Raw genomic sequence first — 18,720 nt, 5'->3', positions numbered from 1 at the left:
GTGCGATGAGCAATTTCAACCAGGAAAGCGTGCTGAGCGTTCATCACTGGACCGATACGCTATTCAGCTTCACCACCACACGCGATCCGTCGTTCCGTTTCCGCAATGGCGAGTTCACGATGATCGGCCTGAAGGTCGGCGAGAAGCCGCTGCTCCGCGCCTACTCGGTCGCCAGCGCCAACTACGAGGACCGGCTCGAATTCTTCTCGATCAAGGTGCCGGATGGCCCGCTCACCTCGCGGCTCCAGCATTTGAAGCAGGGCGACGAAATCATCGTCAGCCGCAAGGCGACCGGTACGCTGGTCATCGATAATCTCGAGGACGGCCGCAACCTCTATCTGATCGGGACCGGCACCGGGCTGGCGCCGTTCCTTTCCGTGATCAAGGACCCCGAGACCTATGATCGGTTCGAGAAGGTAGTGCTGCTGCACGGCTGCCGCCGCGTGAAAGAGCTCGCCTATGGCGAGATGATCACCGAAAAGCTGCCGAACGACGAGCTGATCGGCGAATATGTTCGCGACCAGTTGATCTATTATCCGACCGTGACCCGCGATCCCTTCCGCAACCGCGGCCGCATCACCGATTTGATCACTTCCGGCAAGCTGTTTGCCGACATTGGTCTCGCCTCGCTCGATCCGGCGCATGACCGCGTCATGATCTGCGGCAGCCCTGCGCTGGTGACGGACACGCGCGCGCTGCTCACCGGCAAGGGTTTTGCCGAGGGCAATCACGGCGAGCCGGCACAGTTCGTGGTCGAGAAGGCGTTCGCGGAGCGGTAAAGCGCTACGACGACAAACGTGTCCCGACAAGCAGCGCGAGTGCTGCGAGCCGGGGGCGCTCTACTTTGCATGGGGTTGTTTTCGCGATTTTGTCTCCGGGCTTGTGGTGAGGAGACACGCTACGCGCTCCTCGCCACGAGGAGCTAAGGCCGCACCGCCGGCGCTTCCATCTTCATCCCCCGGGCTCGGGACATCAGATACAATTCCAGTTCAACCAGTTCCGGCGCGCCGTAATCATAGGCCTGCGCGCGGATGCCGGTGATGCAGGCGCGCAGGCGTCGCTGCAGCGAGCCCAGCGATTGCCATTCCAGCCGGTAGAGCGGGTAGCCGGTCGGGTGTCCTTGTGTGATCGCTGCGCCGGCGAGCCGCCTGTCCCAATTATCGTCATGGCAATTGGCGCAGCCGAGATTGAGCTGGCCCTGCCGCTGCATGTAGAGCTCGCGTCCTTTGGCGACGAACGGCGCGAGCTGCGGGTCGGCTCCGGTTTCGATCGGAGCGCCCTGTGATTGCCGCGCGACAAAGGCTGTCAGTGCCAGCAGTTCGCGGCTCTCGAACGGCAGCGGCGTCGCCTGCTGGTGGTTGGTGCGGCACGAATTGATGCGCTGTTCCAGATCGATGGGGCGGCCGGTTGCCTTGTCGAACGCGGGGTAGCGGGCGGCCACGCCCTTCATGCTTGCGCGTGCATTGCCATGGCAACCGGCGCACGCTTTGTCGGCGGTGCCTGTCTTGCGGTTCCATAGTGTCTCGCCATTGAGCACCCAGAGCATGCCGGGATTGGCGGTGTCGTCGTCCTGCATCGTTTTGGTGTCCGGCTTCATGAAGCTGTAGCCGGAACGGCGGTCGGCTTGTGGGATCTCGGCAGCGCCGACGGCGCCCGCCACCAGCAGTGCGGTGGCTATGGCGCCCAAAAATCTCATTCGACCGAGATCGAGGCGGAAGCGGTTTCGGAAAAACCCTTGTCGCCGATCCATTCGAACTCGAACTTGCCGCTTTCGGTCGCGGTCGTGAAGAAGGAGAAGAACGGGTTGGCGGCAATCGCCGGGAATAAATCGGCGCGGAAGATTTCAGCGCCGTTAAAGCGGCAGGTAAAGCTCGTGATGATGTCGCGCGGCACAGCTTCGCCTGACGCCTTATGGCGATAGCCTGACTCCATGATGTGCGACATCAGCGTCTTGATCTCGATGATGTCGCCGCGTTTGGCTTTGGCCGGAACATTGATCAGCGCGGAAGCCATCAGATCACCTCCTCGGTGCAGGCCGCCAGTGTCACCACGACGTCGGCGCTGGCCGACCAGAACGACCCGTCCGAGAGCTTGGCGATCGCGACGACCTTCTGGCTGTCGGTGAGGCGAATGCGGGTCGAAACCTGCGCGCGGCCGGCATGAGGGCCGAGGTGGAAGTTGGCGACGTTCGGCTGCGGATTTTTCTCGTTGAAAACGTGGATGCTGCTGACGTGGTCCTCCGGCGCCATCGGGTGGGCGACACTCACAGTCAGCGGCACGGTGTTGCCGTTCTCGACCAAGGGCGGCACCTCGAGCTTGACCTTGCCAGTCTTCACCGCGGCGCCGGCGGTGACATTGCGGATGGCGGAAGCGAGCGTCTCGGGTGTGGCCTCGGCAGGCCGAGGCGCGACGACAGGGGCCGTGCCAAGCACGGCTGCCGCTCCGGCGAGGCCGAGAAACTGGCGGCGTGTCGAATTCGGTGCTGGATGCATCGGACCTTCCTATTCGCGTAAGGTTACGAGATACGCCACGATGTCCTCGATCTGTTCGGCCGACAGGATCGGCTTGTCGCGCCACAGCGTCCCGACGCGAGTGAGGCCGTCAACGCGGTAATAGGACGGCATGATCGTCGCGGCATTGAGACGAGAGGCATCTACCAGCCGAAGCCGAAGCTGACCTTCGGACCAGCGGCTGCCGGAACCGGAAAGATCAGGCGCCAGGTCGCCCTGGAATTTCTGTTCGGGAAATGGGCCGTTGTGGCACAGGATGCAAGTGCTGGAACGTTCGACGACGAGGGCACGGCCGCGCGTCGCATCGCCGGCCGTGCCCGTCAGTGACTGCGGAATGGCATCGCCAGTGACGGCATAGCTGCGAAGTTCCGTTGCGGCGGCGCAGCCGGGCAGCACGAGGAGAACTCCAGCAAAAATCGGATCCAACATGCGATAGGTGCGTCTAGCCAAAGACTTCCGCCGTAATGGTCGCGAACCAGGATTGCGCATAGTCGGCCTCGCGGGCGCGGAAATCGCGTGACGCCTCCAGCGGACTAACGCCGCCGGCGCCTTCAACGTCGGCAAGCGATCCATTCTTCGGATGGTATACGCCGGCAATCGAGACGCCATAGTCGGGGGCTGCCAGACTGTAGCAGGTATTGATCAGCTTCGGCGCGGCTGGCGATCCGCCGGCGACCAGGGTGGCAATCGCGCTTGCGCAAGTCTTGGCCTGCGCATTCGCCGAGAATGCGGATTTTGGCATCGCGCCGGCGAGACAGGCGTCGCCGATGACATGGATGTTCGGTGCCGATCTGGATTCGAAAGTGACAGGATCGATCGCGCACCAGCCGGTGTTATCGGTCGCGCCCGCAATAGCCGCGATGCGGCCGGCCCGTTGCGGTGGAATAACGTTGGCGACCTGGGCGGTATGATTGCCGAAATCGGTGATCAGAGTGTTGGTCGCCGGATCGACGGCATTCACCTTGCCGCCCTGAGATAGCGAAATCCATTCGACCATCCCCGGGTAAAGCTCCTTCCAGGCGTTCTGAAACAGACGTTGCTTGGAGAAGGTATCCTTTGCATCAAGGATGATCAGCTTCGAACGCGGCTTCTTGGTCTTTAGATAGTGCGCAATCAGGCAGGCCCGTTCGTAAGGTCCCGGCGGGCAACGGAAAGGGTTGGCGGGAGCTGCGATCACCACCAGACCGCCATCGTCCATGGCCTCGAGTTGCTTGCGCAGCAACAGCGTTGCTCGCCCGCTTTCCAGGCATGCGGCATCTTCGCCGCGGCGGCTTCGCCGTAGCCCGGCAGGGCGTCGAAACGCAGTTCGATTCCGGGAGACAGCACCAGGCGGTCGTAGGCGAGCGAGGTGCCGTCGGCGAGCCCCACGGTCCGCGCCGCTGCATTGATGGTCGTTGCTTCCAGCGCCACCACGGTGATGCCGCTGGCGGCGATCTTGTCGTAACCGAATTTTTGCTCCTCGATCGAACGCAGTCCGGCGATGACATTGTTGCTGAACGGGCAGGCGGTGAAGGTCCGGTTCGGCTCGACCAGCGTGACCTGCAATTTCGGATCGATCTGTTTCAGCGCGCGCGCACAACTCGCACCGCCGAAGCCGCCGCCGATCACGACGATGCGCGCCGCGGATTGCGCCAACGCGGGCAGCGGAGACGCCAAGGCCGTCACCGCGGCGGCCGCGCTGGCGCTGCAGAACTTCCGGCGGCTGATGCGACGGCTTACGCCCATGCTGGCGGCCCCTTACTTTTGTGCCGCGAGCCACGCCGCCATCGCGCGCGACTCATCGTCGGAAAAGCCCTTGGCGATGCGGTTCATTACCGTAGCGGGAAGCGAGCCGTCGCGAAATCCAGCCATCGCAGTCGCGATCTCGCCGGCGTCGCGGCCGTTCAGCCGCGAAACGGACGAACCGGTCACCCCACGGGAGTGGCAGCCGGAGCAGGATGCCGCGCCGGGCGGGGGATCGGAAGCCGCAAGCACCGGCAGGCTCGACGCCATGACCGTTGCCAGCCCGATGACGGCACGCAAGGCTTTCATCAGAAATCTCTCGATAAGCGAGCGGCGGCCGGAGAGGCCGCCGCCCGTTACGGTCAGGCAAACGTGATGTTCTGGTCCTTCAGCGGGACCGAACGGATCCGCTTGCCGGTTGCCGCGAAGTAGGCGTTGAGCACCGCGGGTGCGGCGACGCCGATAGTCGGCTCGCCGACGCCGCCCCAGAAGCCGCCGCTCGGCACCATGACGCATTCCACCTTCGGCATCGCGGCAATGCGCATTGAATCGTAGGTGTCGAAGTTGGTCTGCTCGATCTTGCCGTCCTTCACCGTGCAGCCGCCGTAGAACAGGGCGGACAGGCCGTAGACGAAGGAGCCGGCAATCTGCCGCTCGACCTGCGCCGGGTTGACGATGTAGCCGGGGTCGGTCGAGGCGACTATGCGATGCACCTTGATCTTGCCGTCGTCGATGACCGAGATTTCCGCGGCGCCCGCGACATAGCTGCCGTAGCCCATCACCTGCGCGATCCCGCGATAGACGCCTTGCGGCGCGGGCTTGCCCCAGCCGATCTTGTCGGCCACCGCATTGAGAACGGCGAGATGTTTTGGATGCTTGCTCATCAGCTTGCGGCGGAATTCCACCGGATCCTGGCCCACCGAATGCGCCAATTCATCCATGAAGCATTCCATGTAGATGGCATTCTGGTTGACGTTGACGCCGCGCCAGAAGCCGGGTGGAACGTGCGGATTGCGCATGGAATGCTCGACCAAGAGATTCGGCACGGAGTAGCCGATCGCCGCGTCGCCGGAAGGACTCAAGCCCTGGAACGCAGCCGTATCCATGCCGTTCACCAGCGCTGCCGGACGCACCGTGTACAGGATCGACTGACCGGACAATCGCACATGTAGCGCCGTGAGATTGTTATCGGCATCGAAGGCCCCGGTCATCTTGCATTGCGTGACCGGATGAAACTTGCCTTGCGCCATGTCCTCTTCCCGCGACCACAACAACTTGACCGGCGTGCCCGGCATCTCCTTGGCGATGAGAACCGCTTGCCGGACGTAATCGGTCATGCCGCGACGGCCGAAACCGCCGCCGAGGATGAGCTTGTGCACCTCACATTTTTCAGCCGGCAATCCCGACGCTTCGAGCGTGGCGGCAAATGCCGCTTCGCCGTTCTGCGTGCCGCACCAGACCTCGCATTTATCCGGCGTATAGAGCGCGGTGGCGTTCAGCGGCTCCATCGTGGCGTGATTCTGGTAGGGATAGTTGTAGACCGCCTCGACCTTCTTTACGGCAGAGGCAATCGCGGTCTTGGCGTCGCCGTTCTGGTTGCCGATATAGGCCGGCTGCGAATTGTCGAGACCCTCGGCCAGCCATTTGGCGATCGACTCGCTGGAGACCTTGGCGTTCTCGCCTTCGTCCCAGACGATCGGCAGCGCGTCGAGCGCGGTCTTGGCGTGCCACCAGGTATCGGCGACGACGGCGACGGCGCTGTCGCCGACCTTCACCACCTTCTTGACACCCTTCATGCCGGTGATCTTGGCCTCGTCATAGCTTTTCAGCTTGCTGCCGAAGACCGGCGCATCCTTGATCGCGGCGTTGAGCATGCCGGGCAGCTTGATGTCCATGCCGTAGATCATCGCGCCCGTGGTCTTGTCGACGGTGTCGAGCCGCTTGACGCCCTTGCCGGCGATCTTCCAGTCCTTGGGATCCTTCAGCTTGACGTCCGCCGGCGGCTCGAGCTTCGCCGCGGCTTCAACTACCTTGCCGTACGTCGTCGTCCTGCCCGACGGCGTGTGGGTGATGACGCTATTGGCCGCGGTGCATTCCGATGCCGGCACTTTCCACTCGTTCGCGGCCGCCTGCACCAGCATCACGCGCGCGGTGGCGCCGCCCTTGCGGACATAGTCCTGGCTGGAGCGGATGCCACGGCTGCCGCCGGTCGAGAAATCGCCCCACGCGCGCTTGCGTGCGACACTTTGACCCGGCGTCGGATATTCGGTGACGACTTTGGACCAGTCGCATTCGAGTTCTTCGGCGACGAGCTGGGCGAGGCCGGTGAGGGTGCCCTGGCCCATCTCCGAGCGGGCGACGCGAATTACAGTCGTATTGTCGGGGCGGATCACCACCCAGACGTTGACTTCGGGTGAGCCGTCGGCAGCGCGGACCACGGTCGGCCCGCCGAAGGGAATATCGAGACCGAGTGCGAGGCCGGCGCCGGCGGCAGCCGTGCCGATCACAAAGCTGCGGCGATTGAGTTTGGGCATGACGTGCTTGTTCATGGCGTCCCCCTCAAGCGTTCGCGGCGGCGTGGATCGCCTCGCGGACCTGCTGGAAGGTCCCGCATCGGCAGATATTGTTGATGGCCTCGTTAATATCCTGGTCGGTCGGCTTCGGATTTTCCTTGAGAAGGGCTGCGACCGCCATGATCATGCCGCTCTGGCAAAAGCCGCATTGCGGGACGTCGTTGGCTACCCATGCCTGCTGCACCTTGTGCAACGCGCCTTCCGAGGCAAGACCTTCGATCGTGGTGATCTGCTTGCCGACGGCCTCGCTGACCGTCATGCCGCAGGAGCGCATCGCGACCCCGTCGACGTGAACCGTGCAGGCGCCGCATAGCGCAATCCCGCACCCATATTTGGTGCCGGTCAGCCCGACATTCTCCCTGATAGCCCAGAGCAGTGGCGTGTCATCTTCGACGTCCACATTGATTGTTTTGCCGTTTATCGTGAGGTTTGCCATCGCATGTCCCTTTTCGAGTCCAATTCGCCAATTGAACCGGGCGCGATGTGATCCGAGAAAATAGAACAGTTCAAATCAAGAAAACGCGCGCTTGACGAACGGGAAGAAAGTCGATCCGCCGGTGTTACGCCAGGTTTCCGCAACCTGGCCGATCGGGTGTCCTTCGTTCGGGGGATAGAGCCTAGGCGGACTCATCAAGGCGCTCGCTCAGCAGCTTCGCGATGCGGGTCATCGCGGCGAGCTCTTCGGGACTAAGCCCCTTCGCAAGGGCATTTGCCCACGGAACCTGGAGCGCGCTGGCGGTTTCGAAGGCTTCCTGCCCACGCCTGGTTAGCGCGACGAGGTGCGCGCGGCGGTGATTTGGGTTGGTCCGCAGCTCCACGAGGCCATCCTCTGCCATCTCGTTCACAATGCGCTGAACTCCCTGTCGATTGAGTCCCATGCTGCGCGCAAGCCAGGCCACCGGTTGCGGACTTGGCGCAAGCGCGATTGCGCCCAGCACCTGCCAGCGCGCGCTGGTAAGGCCGAGGTCCGAAACAAGCCGGTCACCCGCCGCGAGCAGGCGTCCATTGAGGCGGAACACGGCGAGAACCAGCTCGGTCAAAGCCTGACCGCCGGGCGTATGTCGTTTCGTTGTCATTTGACAATTAGTATCCAAGATGACAATATATTGTCAATTGGCAAAGTGTGGAGTGAATAATGTTTGCAGGACAGCTTGCAATGGTCGTCGCGGCGGCGTTCGCCGGTGCCGCCTTCTTCATCAACTTCGCCGAACAGCCGGCGCGTCTCAGCCTCGATGACCGGGGCCTGTTGAGGCAGTGGAAACCAAGCTACGCGCGCGGCTTTGCGATGCAGGCGAGTTGCGCAGTCATTTCCGGCGTGCTCGGTCTGACCGCTGCCTGGCTGACGGGGGACTGGCGCTGGATCGTCGGCGCGGTGCTTATTCTCGCCAACTGGCCCTATACGCTGATCGGCATCATGCCGACAAACCGCCTGCTGAACGCTATCGACGAGAAGGACGCCGGCCCGCGGTCACGTGCGCTGATCGTGAAGTGGGGAGGGTTGCACGCGGTCAGAACGGGTCTTGGGATCGCGGCAACGCTGGCCTATCTGTGGGCGCTCAATTAGGCGGAGCGAACACGAACAGCGCGCGTGCCCCGCGTTGCATCATGTCTTTTCGGTGCCCACCGTCAGACGCAGGAAACTCATCAGGCTTCCGAGCGCGGCAAATCCGGCCCCAGCATCAGCACGACCGTCGCACCGTCGTGACCGGCCAGCCCAAAGCAAAGGGCCGCGAGCGCGGCGCCGAGTGTCTGCCCGGTCAGACGAGCAGTTGCGACGATGCCGCTCGCGCTGCCACTGCGGTGCGGCGGCGCGCTCGACATCAGCGCCCGCAAATTCGGCGTTTGAAAGAAGCCGAATCCGATTCCGCAAATCACCGTGCGCCAGACGATGCTGGCAACGCTAGGATCCGAAGGCAGCGTTGCCAGCAGTGCCATGCCGATGCCGAGCAATACCAGCCCGAGGCCGCCGAGAATGCCGACAGGATAGCGATCGGAGAGCCGGCCTCCGATCGGCGCCATGATCGCCACCACCAGCGGCCAGGGCGTCATGAAGAAGCCGGTTTCGACCTGGGAGCGATGCAGCACGTCCTCGAAGTAGAAGGGCAGCGAAACGAAGGCCAATCCCTGCACCGCGAATGTGCAGACCGACGTGGCGGCCGACAGCGCGAACATCGGCCGCCGGAACAGGTCGATCGGCAACATCGGCGCCGGATGGTTCGCATCCCGTCGGGTCATGATCCAGCCGAGCAGCAATGCCGCGCCAAGCGCCACTCCGACAAGGACGGGCGGCGCCTGATGTGCCGCGCTGCCGATGCCGATGATGAACAGCCCGAGACAGCTTGCGGTCAGCGCTGCGCTCGCAAAATCGAACGCATGTTTCGCGCGCGGCGTTTTGGGCAAGGTCTTCAGGCCGATCCAGATTGCGATCAGGCCGAAGGGAAGGTTGATCGCGAACAGCCAGGGCCATGTTCCGATCGCAAGGATCGCGGACGCAATGGTCGGACCGAAGGTGAATGCCGTTCCGACCACGAGCGCGTTATGTCCGAAGCCGCGCCCCAGCATGTGCGTCGGATAAACGAAACGGACCAGCGCCGCATTCACGCTCATGATGCCGCTGGCGCCCAGCCCCTGCAGCGCCCGCGCCGCAGTCAGGCTCGGCAGCGACCACGCCAAGGCGCAGCCGAGCGAGGCCAGCGTGAACAGCACGAGGCCGCCGATATAGATGCGCTGATGACCGACGATTTCGCCGAGCGGCAGCAGCGTCGCGACCAGCGCGATTTGGTAGATATTGACGACCCAGACCACGTCGGCCGGGCTGACATGGAGGTCGGCCGCGATGGCGGGCAGCGCGATGTTGGCGATCGCCGTATCCAGCGAGGCCAGCGCCAGCGCGGTAAAGATCGCCGCCACCGCCCAGCGCCTGAGTTCCGGCGGCAGGCCGTCGATGGGCGTGGCTGATGGTTTTGGGGTTACGTCTGCGGACATTATGTCGGGCTCTCCACGCCGGCGCGGACGCGCGCTAGGATGGCGTGTACTACGGGCGCTGCACCGGCCACAGGCTCTCCGTTGCATGATGCGTATGCGAAGTGGGCCGGCGGAATTCTGGCGCCTGCGGGCTATGTCCCAGGGCTCAGCCCCAGCCTCGTATAAATTCGCCGCGCATAGGCGCCGAACTCATCCGTGGTCTTGATCGGCAATGCGCGGGGAAACGGCAGCTCGATCGGGAAATATTCCGCCATTCGCGCCGGACCTGCGGTGAGCACGGCGCAATGCGAGGCGAGGAACACCGCTTCCTGGATCGAGTGCGTTACGAACAGGATGGTCTTGCCGCTTTCGCGCCAGATCCGCAGCATTTCGAGGTTCATCTGCTCGCGGGTCAGCGCGTCGAGCGCGCCGAACGGCTCGTCCATCAGGATCAGCTTGGGATCGTGAATGAAGGCGCGGGCGATGGCCGTGCGCTGCTGCATGCCGCCGGACAATTGCTGCGGATACTTTTCTTCATAACCGGCGAGGCCGACCAGGTTGAGCAGATCGCGGGCGCGGCTCCGCGCAGCCTTCATCGGCAGGCCGACGATTTCAGCCGGCAGCAGCACGTTGTCCAAAATGGTTCGCCATTTCAGCAGCAGGGCCTGCTGGAACACCATGCCGATGTCGCGCGCGGGGTCGAACGGCGTTTTCGCATTACCGATCTTGATCGTGCCGCCGTCGGCGTCATGCAATCCGGCCAGGATCTTCAGCACGGTGGTCTTGCCGCAGCCGGACGGGCCGACCAGCGAAACCAGTTCGCCTTCCTTCACGTCCATGGTGACGTCGGAGACGGCGAGGAATTCCGCGCCCTTGGACCGGTAGACCTTGCGGACGTTGCGCAGGCTGATGAAGGGCTCGTCCGCCGTCATGCCAGCCATTTCTGCAGGTTCGCCTTCACGAAGGCGTCGTCGGAGAGATCGGCATGCTCGCGGCAGACGCGGTCGATCTCCTGCATCTGGCCCGGGCTCAGCCCTTCGGCTGGATCGAGACACCAGAGACCTTGCATCAATCCCTGCCGCCGCAGGATTTCGTGGCAACCGGCGATGCAGCCGTGAAAATTATTGGCAACGTCGAAGAACGCGCTGTTGCAATCGGTGACACGCGCGTCGAGCGCCAAGAGATCGGCCGGCACGGTGTCCTTGCCGCGTGCCGCCTTGCACATCTCGAACTGCCTGATCGCGCTCGCGGTCCACACCGACCAGTGCCCGAGCAGACCGCCCTTGAAGTATGCTCGCGTGGTGACGCCCGTGTCGCGGAGGTCGAACGGCAAAGTGAGGTCAAGCAGGATGTGATCGTCGTTGCCGGTATAGAGCGCGACGCGGTCAAGTGCGTTCGCCGCAGCCACCCCACGCAGCACGTCCAGCGTCCGATAGCGATTGAACGGAGCGATCTTGATCGCGATGACGTTATCGATGGCCGCAAAGCGCTTCCAGAAATTGGCGCTAAGGATCACGCCGCCGACGGCCGGCTGCAAATAGAAGCCGATCAGCGGGATCTCGCGTGCCACTGCCTCGCAATGCGCGATGATCTCGTCCTCGGAAGCCGATTTCATCGCAGCCAGGCTGAGCAGGCCGGCGTGGTAGCCGATGCCGCGTGCCGTCTGCGCCTCTGCAACAGCCTGCTGTGTCGAACCGGCCAGGCCTGCGACCATCGCGACCGGCCGCTTGGTCCATGAGGCGGCGGTTTCGGCCGCCAGCTCCAGCACCGGACGGTACATGCCGACGTCGCGGATCGCGAATTGCGTGGTGTGCACGCCCACGGCCAATCCTCCGGAACCAGCATCGAGGTAATAACGCGTCAGCGCCCGCTGGTGCCGCACATCGAGTGCGCGGTTGGCGTCGAGCGCGAGCGGATGGGCAGGAAGCACGGTGCCGTCGGCGATCAGCTTTCGAACCTCGGCCTCGATTTCGCTATGATGCATGGCGGCTGTTCCTATCCGAATTCCGGGCCGGCGACGGCGAACGGCGGTTGCGCGGGCGAGGCAGTCGCGGAGCCAAAGCGCATGCGCTGAAACGGCCGCTCGATATTCCAGCCTGAGCGAACGAGACCGTTCAGAAACGCGTCCTGAGATTGAACGGCGTCGATCAGCCAGGGGCCGGTCTCGGAGCTAGTGATGGCGGCGACCAATGCCAACGCCTGATCGGCGTGATCGGCCAGGACTGGACCGATGTGCCGTGCGGTGCGCCCATCGCGGATCAAGGCCATGGCTCGAGCATCCGACACGATGCGAGAACCCGGGCGCGCAGCAAATTCCGACAGCAATGTGCTGCGGTCGAATCCCATCGCGCTGGCATCGCGCGCGGCCAGGGCTTCGAGGTTGCCAGCCGCGGGCGGCCTTGCCGCTGTGGTGCCTTGCGGCTTTTCCAACCGCAACCGCCGCAGTTGCAGCGTCGGCGCAAAACCGAGCGGACCATAGACGGTCGCGCCAGCCGGCGTGGCATCAAGCCAGGTTGTGAGCCGGCGCAGCGCGGCCGCTTCCAGGCAGATATCGACGAGCCTGGTCGCAAGGCCGCGGCGGCGAAAGTTGGCGGTCACCAGCACCATGCTGATCCAGGCATTGCCGGCCGAGTAGGGCAGCAGCGCCGCTGATGCCACCAACCGGTCGCCGTCGCGCGCGCCGAATACGACCCCTTGGCTCAGGAAAAAGCGCCAGTCGGCTTCGTTCTGGTTCCAGCCAGCTTCGGTCGATAAGGCAAGTCCGGCCTGTGCGTCGCCAACCCCCAGTTCGACGATGTCGATGGGCTCAATAGCGGCCATCGCGCACCTCGTATTTGGTGGGCTTGCCGAGGCTCGGCATCGAACGCGACACCCAATCGGCGGTCCAACTGATGAGCTGCTCGGTATCGACGATCGGCAAGCCGAATAGTTTCACCGCCTGCGACGTGTCGGTGAGCCACGCCGTCGGCTCCTCTTTACCGACAATCACGGGCGCGCGGCCGAAGCGCTGGCCGAATTTTGCGGCGAGGTCGCGCACCGCCAGGATCTCGTGGCCACTGACATTGATCGGCGAGGTCGGCGTCTCGCAATGCGCCAGACAGCGCAGCGCCTGCGAGGAAGCGTCGCCTTGCCAGATGAAATTGACATGGCCGAGGCTGACGTCGATCGGCTGGCCCTGCAGCACCTTGCTCGCGATATCGTGCAGCACGCCGTAACGCATGTCGATCGCGTAGTTTAGCCGGAACAGACGTCCAGGCGTTCCATGCTTGCGTGAGAAATACTCGAACATGCGCTCGCGCCCGACGCAGGATTGCGCATATTCGCCCGGCGGATCGGGCGCCATATCCTCGGCCGAGCCCTTGCCGTTGACCGGCACGAACGGATAAACGCAGCCGGTCGAGAACGCGACGATACGTGACGTCGCGAAGGCCTGCGCGACCAGGGCAGGGACGTGCGAATTCATCGCCCAGGTCAGCGAGAGGTCGCCCTCGGCGCCGAACTTGCGTCCGGCCATGAAGACGATATTCGGAATTTTCGGGAGCGCCTTGATGGCGCTTTCGTCGAGCAGGTCGCAATTGATGGTCTCGACGCCGCGCGCCTGCAGCCAATCCTTGACGGCGGGATCGCTGAACCGGGCGACGCCGATCACGCGGCGCTCCGGCGTGGTCGCCTTGGCAAGGCCGGCCAGCGTCGGCCCCATCTTGCCGGCGACACCCAGGATCATGATATCGCCGTCGACCTTGCGCAAATCGTCGATCAATGCCTGGCTCGGGCGGCACAACAGCTCGTCAAGTGCGGTGATATCGGCGATCGTCTGCGGCAGGTTTTCGCGCGTCAGCAGCATCTTCATTTCCCGTCTTATTGCGGCCGGATGTCACGGACGACGAACATCCGCTCTAAGCCGAGCACGAGCCCATACAGCGCCACACCGAGCAATGTCAGGAGCACCACCGCCATCACCATCGCCGGCGTATCGAGCGAAGACTGCACCTGGATCATGAGGTAACCGAGGCCGCGCTCGGAGGCGATGAACTCACCGACGATTGCGCCGGCAACCGCCAGGATGGCGCCGACTTTCATTCCTGAAAACACGTAAGGCAACGCACCGGGCAACTGGATCTTTCGGAACAACGTCCATCGCGAACCGCGCAGCGACTTCACGAGATCCAGCAGGTCCGGTTCCACCTCGCTCAATCCACGCGCAGTGGTGAGCAGGATCGGAAAGAAGCAAATCGAAAACGCGATCAGGATGTTCGGAAAGATGCCGTAGGAGAACCAGACGATGAACAGCGGTCCCAGCGCCACTTTCGGGATCATGTTCAGCGTCACGAACAGCGGCAGCAGCAGAAGGCTGACCAGCGGCGACCAGGTGAACAGCACGGCCAGCATGATGCCGACCAGCGCGCCGAGGCAGAACCCGCCGAGAATTTCGATGGCCGTCACCGCGAGATTGGAGGGCCACGCATAGCTGGGAGAACCCAGCGTTGCGACGGTCGCGAGTGGCGACGGCAGAATGAATTTCGGCACCTGGAAGGCGTCGACCAGAACCTGCCAGAGCACGATCACGGCCAGATGCACGATCAGGATGATCGCGAAAGACCGTGCCGATCCGCCGTCACCGCTGAACACCCGTGCGCTCCCTTTGGATGCGTGGCCGGTTCCCCGCCGCGCGGCGGCAATCTACCGCGGCCCCTGCCAGTAATCAACCATCCGGTTGATTAGGGCCGCAGCGAATGCATCACCAGGTCGACCACGTGCCTGCGGCGCGCCTGCCGCGCGGCCCGGCTCGACAGGTCCTTGCCGAAGATCGCCGACAGGGTCGGCGTGTTCGAGAAGTAAAAATAGCTGAGCCCGGCGATCGAGATATAGAGGTGCACGGGGTTGATGCCTTTACGGAATATGCCGGCCTTCACGCCGTCGCCGAGAATGGTCGAAACCAGGCTGACCAGCGGCGAATGCATCGCTTCCAGTTTTCGCGATCCGCGCACATGCCGGGCACCGCCGCGGTTTTCGTCGTTCAACAGCACGATGAAGTCCGGATGCGCGGCGAGGTGATCGAAGGAACTTTCTATCAGCTTCTTGATCGCTTGTTCAGGCGGCAGTCCCTCAAGATTGAGCTTGCGCTCCTGGGCGCGGATCTCCTCATAGACCCATTCCAGCACCGCCAGATATAGCGCATCCTTGTCGCCGAAATAGTGATAGACAAGCTGCTTGTTGACGCCCGCCCGCGCGGCGATCTCGTCGACCCGGGCGCCGGCGAGGCCACTGCTGGCGAATTCGCGCCGCGCCGCCGTCAGCAGCTTTTTGCGGGTCGCGGCCGGATCGCGCCGCTGCGGCCTGGTATCGTCAGAACGTTTTTTCGGCATTTCCAACCAAATAGTTGACAAGTCGTCTGGTCCCTTGTTGCATTGGTAGCGTCACAGATGCGCGGCGACAAGATCGGGTTGCAGAACGAGGAGGGTGCAATGAAGGCTTTGCGAATTGCAGGATTGGCGCTTGCGCTTGCCGTGCCGGCTGCGCCCTCTACGGCCGCCGAGTCCGTTAACCTGATCCTGAACTGGACGCCGACGGCCGATCATTCGCCGTTCTATTACGCCAAGTCCAAAGGCTGGTACGAGAAGGCCGGCATCGATCTCACGATCGAGGTCGGCAAAGGCTCCGGCGTCTCATCGCTGAAGGTCGGCTCCGGCGGCTCGCCGTTCGGCATCGCGGATCTCGCGACCGCGCTGGTGGCCAAGAGCAAGGGCGCCGACGTGGTGGCGCTGATGAGCATCTACGCCAACACCGGACAGACCTTCTACTGGCTGAAGAGCTATGGCGTGAACGGACCGAAGGACTTTCCGAATCACAAGATCGGCAATCCGCCGGGCGACGCGTCACGGGTGATGTGGCCGGCCTTTGCAAAGGCGGCCGGCATCGCGCCAGATTCAGTAAGCTTCGTCAATGTCGGCCCGACCGCCAAGATCGCGGCGCTGAAGAGCCATACCGTCGATATCATCAGCGATTTCTACAACGAGCACGATCTGAAGGTGATCGAGTTCGGCGCCGATCTCGGCTACGTCAACTGGAAGGATATCGGGCTGAACCCTTACGGCAATTCGCTGATCGTCAACGGCGCCTATCTGCAAAAGAATCCAAAGCTGGTCGAGGAATTCGTCAAGATCAGCCAGAAGGCCTACGCCGCCTGCGTCGCCGACGTCGCGCCCTGCCTCAAGGCGCTGCTTGACCAAGCCTCGGGTCTCGACAAGGAAAACCAGCAGCGGCAGTGGGAGCGCATCAAGTTCCTGATGACAGACGAATTCACGACGACCAAGGCGCTCGGCTGGATCGATGCCGAGCGGATGAAGAAGGATTACGAGCTGGTGCAGACCTATCTCGGCATGGAAAAGCCGTTCGACGTGAATACTGCGTTCTCGACCAGGATGCTGGATACCGGCATCAAGATGGATGCCAGCAAGGTGAAGAAGTGAGGACTTTAAGCGCTGTCATTCCGGGGCGATGCGAAGCATCGAACTATGGTGCGCAGTTGCACACCTGAGAATCTCGAGATTCCCCGATGCGCAATTGCGCATCTGAGGTCGGGTCCTTCGGACCATCCCGTTCGGACGTACCGTAATGCAATACGACACCGTGCAGCGCTGGATCGCCGAATCCCGCGTCGAGCTCGAGCGGGCGCGCCTGTTGACCTATCGTTGCGCATGGCGGCTCCGACGATACGCCGATCCATCAGGCGCTGGCCTGGGGTCGCCTGCTGCGGATCGGTGACGGGCCCGATGAAGTCCATCTGCGGCAGATCTTTCGCATGGAGCCGATGCCGCCCTGGTCGATTGCCAACTCGCCATATCTGTCCGCACATCCGTCCTGAGCGGCGGCAATATAACGTAACGGCGGCCGGTTCGAGGGTTTCGCACTGACGCCGTTCGAATTTCGACCTTTCTGTTTCTTCTGCGTAAGGGAGCCCACAACAATGAGCCAACCAGCCACGATCGAAGCGCGCAAGGAGTCTCCAAAGGAAGCGTCCGCCTCCGTCATCGCGCAGCATGCGGCGACGCTGAAGGCGCTGCCGTTCTCCGACAGGCGTGATTTCGACGACGCCGCGCGCGGCTTCCTCGGCACGATCGAGAATGCGAGAATTACGTCGCCTCAGGGCCGGGTGGTCTGGAGCCTGGAGCCTTACGGTTTCCTGTCCGCGGAAGAAGCGCCGCCGACGGTCGATCCCAGCCTGTGGCGGCAGTCGCGCCTCAACATGCATCACGGCCTGTTCGAGGTGGTGCCCGGCGCCTACCAGGTGCGCGGGCTCGACATCGCCAACATGACGCTGATCGAGGGCGATAGCGGCGTGATCGTGGTGGATACGCTGACCTCGATCGAAGGCGCGCGGGCGGCGATGCAGCTCTACTTCCAGCACCGCGGCAAGCGCCCGGTTGCGGCCGTGATCTTCACCCATACCCACACCGACCATTGGGGCGGCGCGCGCGGCGTGCTCGACGACGCAACACCTACCGGCGGCAGCGTGCCGATCATTGCGCCCAATCTGTTCATGGAGCATGCGGTTTCGGAAAACATCATTGCCGGTCCGGCCATGTTGCGGCGCGCGCAATATCAGTTCGGGCCGTTTCTTGCGAAAGGCGTGCGCGGGCAGGTCGATTGCGGGCTAGGCAAGACCATGGCGGCCGGGGCGGTCGCACTCGTCCGTCCGACCGATCTGATCATGGCGACCGGCGACCGGCGCACCATCGATGGGGTGGAATTCGAATTCCAGATGGCGCCGAACAGCGAAGCGCCGGCGGAGATGCATTTCTTCATACCGCGTTACAAGCTTCTCAACCTTGCGGAAAACTGCACGCATAATTTTCATAACCTGCTGCCGTTCCGCGGCGCCGACGTACGCGACGCGCTGGCCTGGTCGAAATATCTCGGTGAGGCCCTGCAGATGTGGGGCGGCAAGGCGGATGCGATGTGCGGCCAGCACCATTGGCCGGTCTGGGGGCAGGAGCGGATCGACGCCATGATCCGTCAGCAGCGCGATCTCTATAAATTTGCGCATGATCAGACCATCCGCCTGATGAACCATGGGCTAACCGCAGCCGAAATCGCCGAAACCATCCGCCTGCCAGCGAGCCTTGAGGGCGCGTGGCATGGCCGTGGCTATTACGGTCACATCAGGCATAACGTGAAAGCGATCTACCAAAAGTATCTCGGCTGGTACGACGCCAATCCCGTCAATCTCGATCCGCTGCCGCCGGTCGGATCGGGCAAAAAGTATGTCGAGTATATGGGCGGCGCGGACGCCGTCCTGACGCGCGCGCGCGAGGATTTTGCCAAGGGCGAATTCCGCTTCGTCGCGCAGGCCGTGAGCCATCTGGTGTTCGCCAATCCCGACAACCAGGCGGCACGGGCGCTACTCGCCGATACGTTCGAACAGCTCGGCTATGCTTCCGAAAGTTCGACCTGGCGCAATGCCTATCTGTTCGGCGCGCAGGAACTGCGGCAGGGCATGCCCAAGACGCCGCCGCGCGCCGCGATGCCGCGTGAAACGCTGGCCGCGCTCCGCACCGAGCAGCTCTGGGACGTGCTCGGCGTGCGCCTCAACGGTCCCAAGGCCGAAGGCAAGCGCATCGTCCTGAACTGGAATTTCACCGATACCGGCGAGACCTTCATCCTCAATCTGGAGAATTGCGCGTTGACCTATGTCGCCGGCGCACGAGCCGCCGATGCCGACGCCAGCTTCACGTTGCCGCGCAGCGTGCTCGACGAAGTGATCGCAAAGCTGACGACATTCCCCGAAGCAGTCGGCTCCGGCAAGATCCAGGTCAGCGGTAATTCGGTGCGGCTCGGCGAGTTGATGATGCTGATGGACGAATTCCCGCGGATGTTCGAGATCGTCGAACCGAAACGGACGGCGGCCTCTTAGCGTCATTGCGAGCGAAGCGAAGCAATCCATCTCTCCA

The 18,720-nt window shown here is 63.2% G+C and carries 19 protein-coding genes and 2 pseudogenes; 5 read left to right on the top strand and 16 right to left on the bottom strand.

Annotation, left to right across the window (positions count from 1 at the left end; translation table 11 throughout):
• Window positions 1–5 precede the first annotated feature (5 nt).
• On the top strand, window positions 6–779 hold the full coding sequence (locus ACFXS9_RS06415; RefSeq protein ID WP_392686307.1) for a ferredoxin--NADP reductase: 774 nt from the start codon (window positions 6–8) through the stop codon (window positions 777–779).
• A 143-nt stretch (window positions 780–922) separates the two neighbouring features.
• On the opposite strand, the gene soxA is transcribed toward ACFXS9_RS06415, so the two are convergent.
• The 9 genes and pseudogenes from soxA to ACFXS9_RS06370 all read right to left on the bottom strand — a co-directional run bounded on the left by soxA (window position 923) and on the right by ACFXS9_RS06370 (window position 7,845).
• On the bottom strand, window positions 923–1,696 hold the full coding sequence (soxA, locus tag ACFXS9_RS06410) for a sulfur oxidation c-type cytochrome SoxA (protein ID WP_392686305.1): 774 nt from the start codon (window positions 1,694–1,696) through the stop codon (window positions 923–925).
• Window positions 1,693–2,013: a thiosulfate oxidation carrier complex protein SoxZ gene (gene soxZ / locus ACFXS9_RS06405; RefSeq protein ID WP_392686302.1), complete on the bottom strand. Its 321-nt coding sequence runs from the start codon at window positions 2,011–2,013 to the stop codon at window positions 1,693–1,695. Before soxZ ends, soxA begins: the two co-directional genes overlap by 4 nt.
• Entirely contained in the window at window positions 2,013–2,492 is a 480-nt protein-coding gene (locus ACFXS9_RS06400) for a SoxY-related AACIE arm protein (RefSeq protein ID WP_392686300.1), read from the bottom strand. Before ACFXS9_RS06400 ends, soxZ begins: the two co-directional genes overlap by 1 nt.
• A gap of 9 nt (window positions 2,493–2,501) precedes the next feature.
• Window positions 2,502–2,939: a sulfur oxidation c-type cytochrome SoxX gene (gene soxX / locus ACFXS9_RS06395; RefSeq protein ID WP_392686297.1), complete on the bottom strand. Its 438-nt coding sequence runs from the start codon at window positions 2,937–2,939 to the stop codon at window positions 2,502–2,504.
• 13 nt (window positions 2,940–2,952) lie between these two features.
• Window positions 2,953–4,235: pseudogene (locus tag ACFXS9_RS06390) on the bottom strand (FCSD flavin-binding domain-containing protein).
• Between the two features lie 12 nt (window positions 4,236–4,247).
• The gene (locus ACFXS9_RS06385; RefSeq protein ID WP_392686294.1) at window positions 4,248–4,541 is read right to left on the bottom strand and encodes a c-type cytochrome; all 294 of its coding nucleotides are present in this window, start codon (window positions 4,539–4,541) and stop codon (window positions 4,248–4,250) included.
• Window positions 4,542–4,594: 53 nt separating this feature from the next.
• Window positions 4,595–6,781 carry a molybdopterin cofactor-binding domain-containing protein gene (locus ACFXS9_RS06380; RefSeq protein ID WP_392686292.1) on the bottom strand — a complete coding sequence of 729 codons (2,187 nt, stop codon included), beginning with the start codon at window positions 6,779–6,781 and terminating at the stop codon, window positions 4,595–4,597.
• Between the two features lie 10 nt (window positions 6,782–6,791).
• Window positions 6,792–7,241, bottom strand: coding sequence for a (2Fe-2S)-binding protein (locus tag ACFXS9_RS06375; RefSeq protein WP_392686289.1), 450 nt, complete (start codon window positions 7,239–7,241; stop codon window positions 6,792–6,794).
• Window positions 7,242–7,422: 181 nt separating this feature from the next.
• Complete coding sequence (locus ACFXS9_RS06370) at window positions 7,423–7,845, bottom strand: MarR family winged helix-turn-helix transcriptional regulator (protein WP_392686286.1); 423 nt, start codon at window positions 7,843–7,845, stop codon at window positions 7,423–7,425.
• 116 nt (window positions 7,846–7,961) lie between these two features.
• Between ACFXS9_RS06370 and ACFXS9_RS06365 the strand changes: the two genes are divergently transcribed.
• Window positions 7,962–8,369, top strand: a complete 408-nt coding sequence (locus tag ACFXS9_RS06365) for a DUF1772 domain-containing protein (RefSeq protein ID WP_392686283.1) — start codon at window positions 7,962–7,964, stop codon at window positions 8,367–8,369.
• Between the two features lie 39 nt (window positions 8,370–8,408).
• Here the strand turns inward: ACFXS9_RS06365 and ACFXS9_RS06360 are convergent.
• The 7 genes and pseudogenes from ACFXS9_RS06360 to ACFXS9_RS06330 all read right to left on the bottom strand — a co-directional run bounded on the left by ACFXS9_RS06360 (window position 8,409) and on the right by ACFXS9_RS06330 (window position 15,135).
• Window positions 8,409–9,790, bottom strand: a pseudogene (locus ACFXS9_RS06360) (MFS transporter).
• A gap of 131 nt (window positions 9,791–9,921) precedes the next feature.
• Window positions 9,922–10,710, bottom strand: a complete 789-nt coding sequence (locus ACFXS9_RS06355; protein ID WP_392686281.1) for an ABC transporter ATP-binding protein — start codon at window positions 10,708–10,710, stop codon at window positions 9,922–9,924.
• The gene (locus ACFXS9_RS06350; RefSeq protein WP_392686278.1) at window positions 10,698–11,753 is read right to left on the bottom strand and encodes a dihydrodipicolinate synthase family protein; all 1,056 of its coding nucleotides are present in this window, start codon (window positions 11,751–11,753) and stop codon (window positions 10,698–10,700) included. The genes ACFXS9_RS06355 and ACFXS9_RS06350 overlap by 13 nt, the downstream gene beginning before the upstream one ends.
• Before the next feature lie 11 nt (window positions 11,754–11,764).
• Window positions 11,765–12,589, bottom strand: coding sequence for a GNAT family N-acetyltransferase (locus ACFXS9_RS06345; RefSeq protein ID WP_392686275.1), 825 nt, complete (start codon window positions 12,587–12,589; stop codon window positions 11,765–11,767).
• Window positions 12,576–13,613, bottom strand: coding sequence for an NAD-dependent epimerase/dehydratase family protein (locus ACFXS9_RS06340; RefSeq protein WP_392687293.1), 1,038 nt, complete (start codon window positions 13,611–13,613; stop codon window positions 12,576–12,578). The genes ACFXS9_RS06345 and ACFXS9_RS06340 overlap by 14 nt, the downstream gene beginning before the upstream one ends.
• Before the next feature lie 14 nt (window positions 13,614–13,627).
• Window positions 13,628–14,398, bottom strand: coding sequence for an ABC transporter permease (locus ACFXS9_RS06335; RefSeq protein WP_392686272.1), 771 nt, complete (start codon window positions 14,396–14,398; stop codon window positions 13,628–13,630).
• An 89-nt stretch (window positions 14,399–14,487) separates the two neighbouring features.
• A complete protein-coding gene (locus tag ACFXS9_RS06330) occupies window positions 14,488–15,135 on the bottom strand; it encodes a TetR family transcriptional regulator (protein WP_392686269.1) in 648 nt (215 codons plus the stop codon).
• A 99-nt stretch (window positions 15,136–15,234) separates the two neighbouring features.
• Between ACFXS9_RS06330 and ACFXS9_RS06325 the strand changes: the two genes are divergently transcribed.
• From ACFXS9_RS06325 to ACFXS9_RS06315, 3 genes are all read left to right on the top strand, one after another.
• Entirely contained in the window at window positions 15,235–16,239 is a 1,005-nt protein-coding gene (locus tag ACFXS9_RS06325) for an ABC transporter substrate-binding protein (protein WP_392686267.1), read from the top strand.
• Window positions 16,240–16,384: 145 nt separating this feature from the next.
• Complete coding sequence (locus ACFXS9_RS06320; RefSeq protein WP_392686264.1) at window positions 16,385–16,534, top strand: hypothetical protein; 150 nt, start codon at window positions 16,385–16,387, stop codon at window positions 16,532–16,534.
• A 202-nt stretch (window positions 16,535–16,736) separates the two neighbouring features.
• A complete protein-coding gene (locus ACFXS9_RS06315) occupies window positions 16,737–18,683 on the top strand; it encodes an alkyl/aryl-sulfatase (protein ID WP_392686261.1) in 1,947 nt (648 codons plus the stop codon).
• Window positions 18,684–18,720 lie beyond the last annotated feature (37 nt).

This window comes from Bradyrhizobium sp. RDI18 (assembly GCF_043203335.1).
GTDB classification, from domain to species: domain Bacteria; phylum Pseudomonadota; class Alphaproteobacteria; order Rhizobiales; family Xanthobacteraceae; genus Bradyrhizobium; species Bradyrhizobium retamae.
The sequence above is the reverse complement of the archived record's forward strand: the minus strand, read 5'-3'. Positions and strand labels throughout refer to the sequence as shown.

Bases quoted from the DNA above. Each gene is read 5' to 3' on its own strand.
- ACFXS9_RS06415 (WP_392686307.1), top strand. From the start codon at position 6: ATGAGCAATTTCAACCAGGAAAGCGTGCTGAGCGTTCATCACTGGACC.
- soxA (WP_392686305.1), bottom strand. From the start codon at position 1,696: ATGAGATTTTTGGGCGCCATAGCCACCGCACTGCTGGTGGCGGGCGCC.
- soxZ (WP_392686302.1), bottom strand. From the start codon at position 2,013: ATGGCTTCCGCGCTGATCAATGTTCCGGCCAAAGCCAAACGCGGCGAC.
- ACFXS9_RS06400 (WP_392686300.1), bottom strand. From the start codon at position 2,492: ATGCATCCAGCACCGAATTCGACACGCCGCCAGTTTCTCGGCCTCGCC.
- soxX (WP_392686297.1), bottom strand. From the start codon at position 2,939: ATGTTGGATCCGATTTTTGCTGGAGTTCTCCTCGTGCTGCCCGGCTGC.
- ACFXS9_RS06385 (WP_392686294.1), bottom strand. From the start codon at position 4,541: ATGAAAGCCTTGCGTGCCGTCATCGGGCTGGCAACGGTCATGGCGTCG.
- ACFXS9_RS06380 (WP_392686292.1), bottom strand. From the start codon at position 6,781: ATGAACAAGCACGTCATGCCCAAACTCAATCGCCGCAGCTTTGTGATC.
- ACFXS9_RS06375 (WP_392686289.1), bottom strand. From the start codon at position 7,241: ATGGCAAACCTCACGATAAACGGCAAAACAATCAATGTGGACGTCGAA.
- ACFXS9_RS06365 (WP_392686283.1), top strand. From the start codon at position 7,962: ATGGTCGTCGCGGCGGCGTTCGCCGGTGCCGCCTTCTTCATCAACTTC.
- ACFXS9_RS06355 (WP_392686281.1), bottom strand. From the start codon at position 10,710: ATGGCTGGCATGACGGCGGACGAGCCCTTCATCAGCCTGCGCAACGTC.
- ACFXS9_RS06350 (WP_392686278.1), bottom strand. From the start codon at position 11,753: ATGCATCATAGCGAAATCGAGGCCGAGGTTCGAAAGCTGATCGCCGAC.
- ACFXS9_RS06345 (WP_392686275.1), bottom strand. From the start codon at position 12,589: ATGGCCGCTATTGAGCCCATCGACATCGTCGAACTGGGGGTTGGCGAC.
- ACFXS9_RS06340 (WP_392687293.1), bottom strand. From the start codon at position 13,613: ATGCTGCTGACGCGCGAAAACCTGCCGCAGACGATCGCCGATATCACC.
- ACFXS9_RS06330 (WP_392686269.1), bottom strand. From the start codon at position 15,135: ATGCCGAAAAAACGTTCTGACGATACCAGGCCGCAGCGGCGCGATCCG.
- ACFXS9_RS06325 (WP_392686267.1), top strand. From the start codon at position 15,235: ATGAAGGCTTTGCGAATTGCAGGATTGGCGCTTGCGCTTGCCGTGCCG.
- ACFXS9_RS06320 (WP_392686264.1), top strand. From the start codon at position 16,385: ATGCAATACGACACCGTGCAGCGCTGGATCGCCGAATCCCGCGTCGAG.
- ACFXS9_RS06315 (WP_392686261.1), top strand. From the start codon at position 16,737: ATGAGCCAACCAGCCACGATCGAAGCGCGCAAGGAGTCTCCAAAGGAA.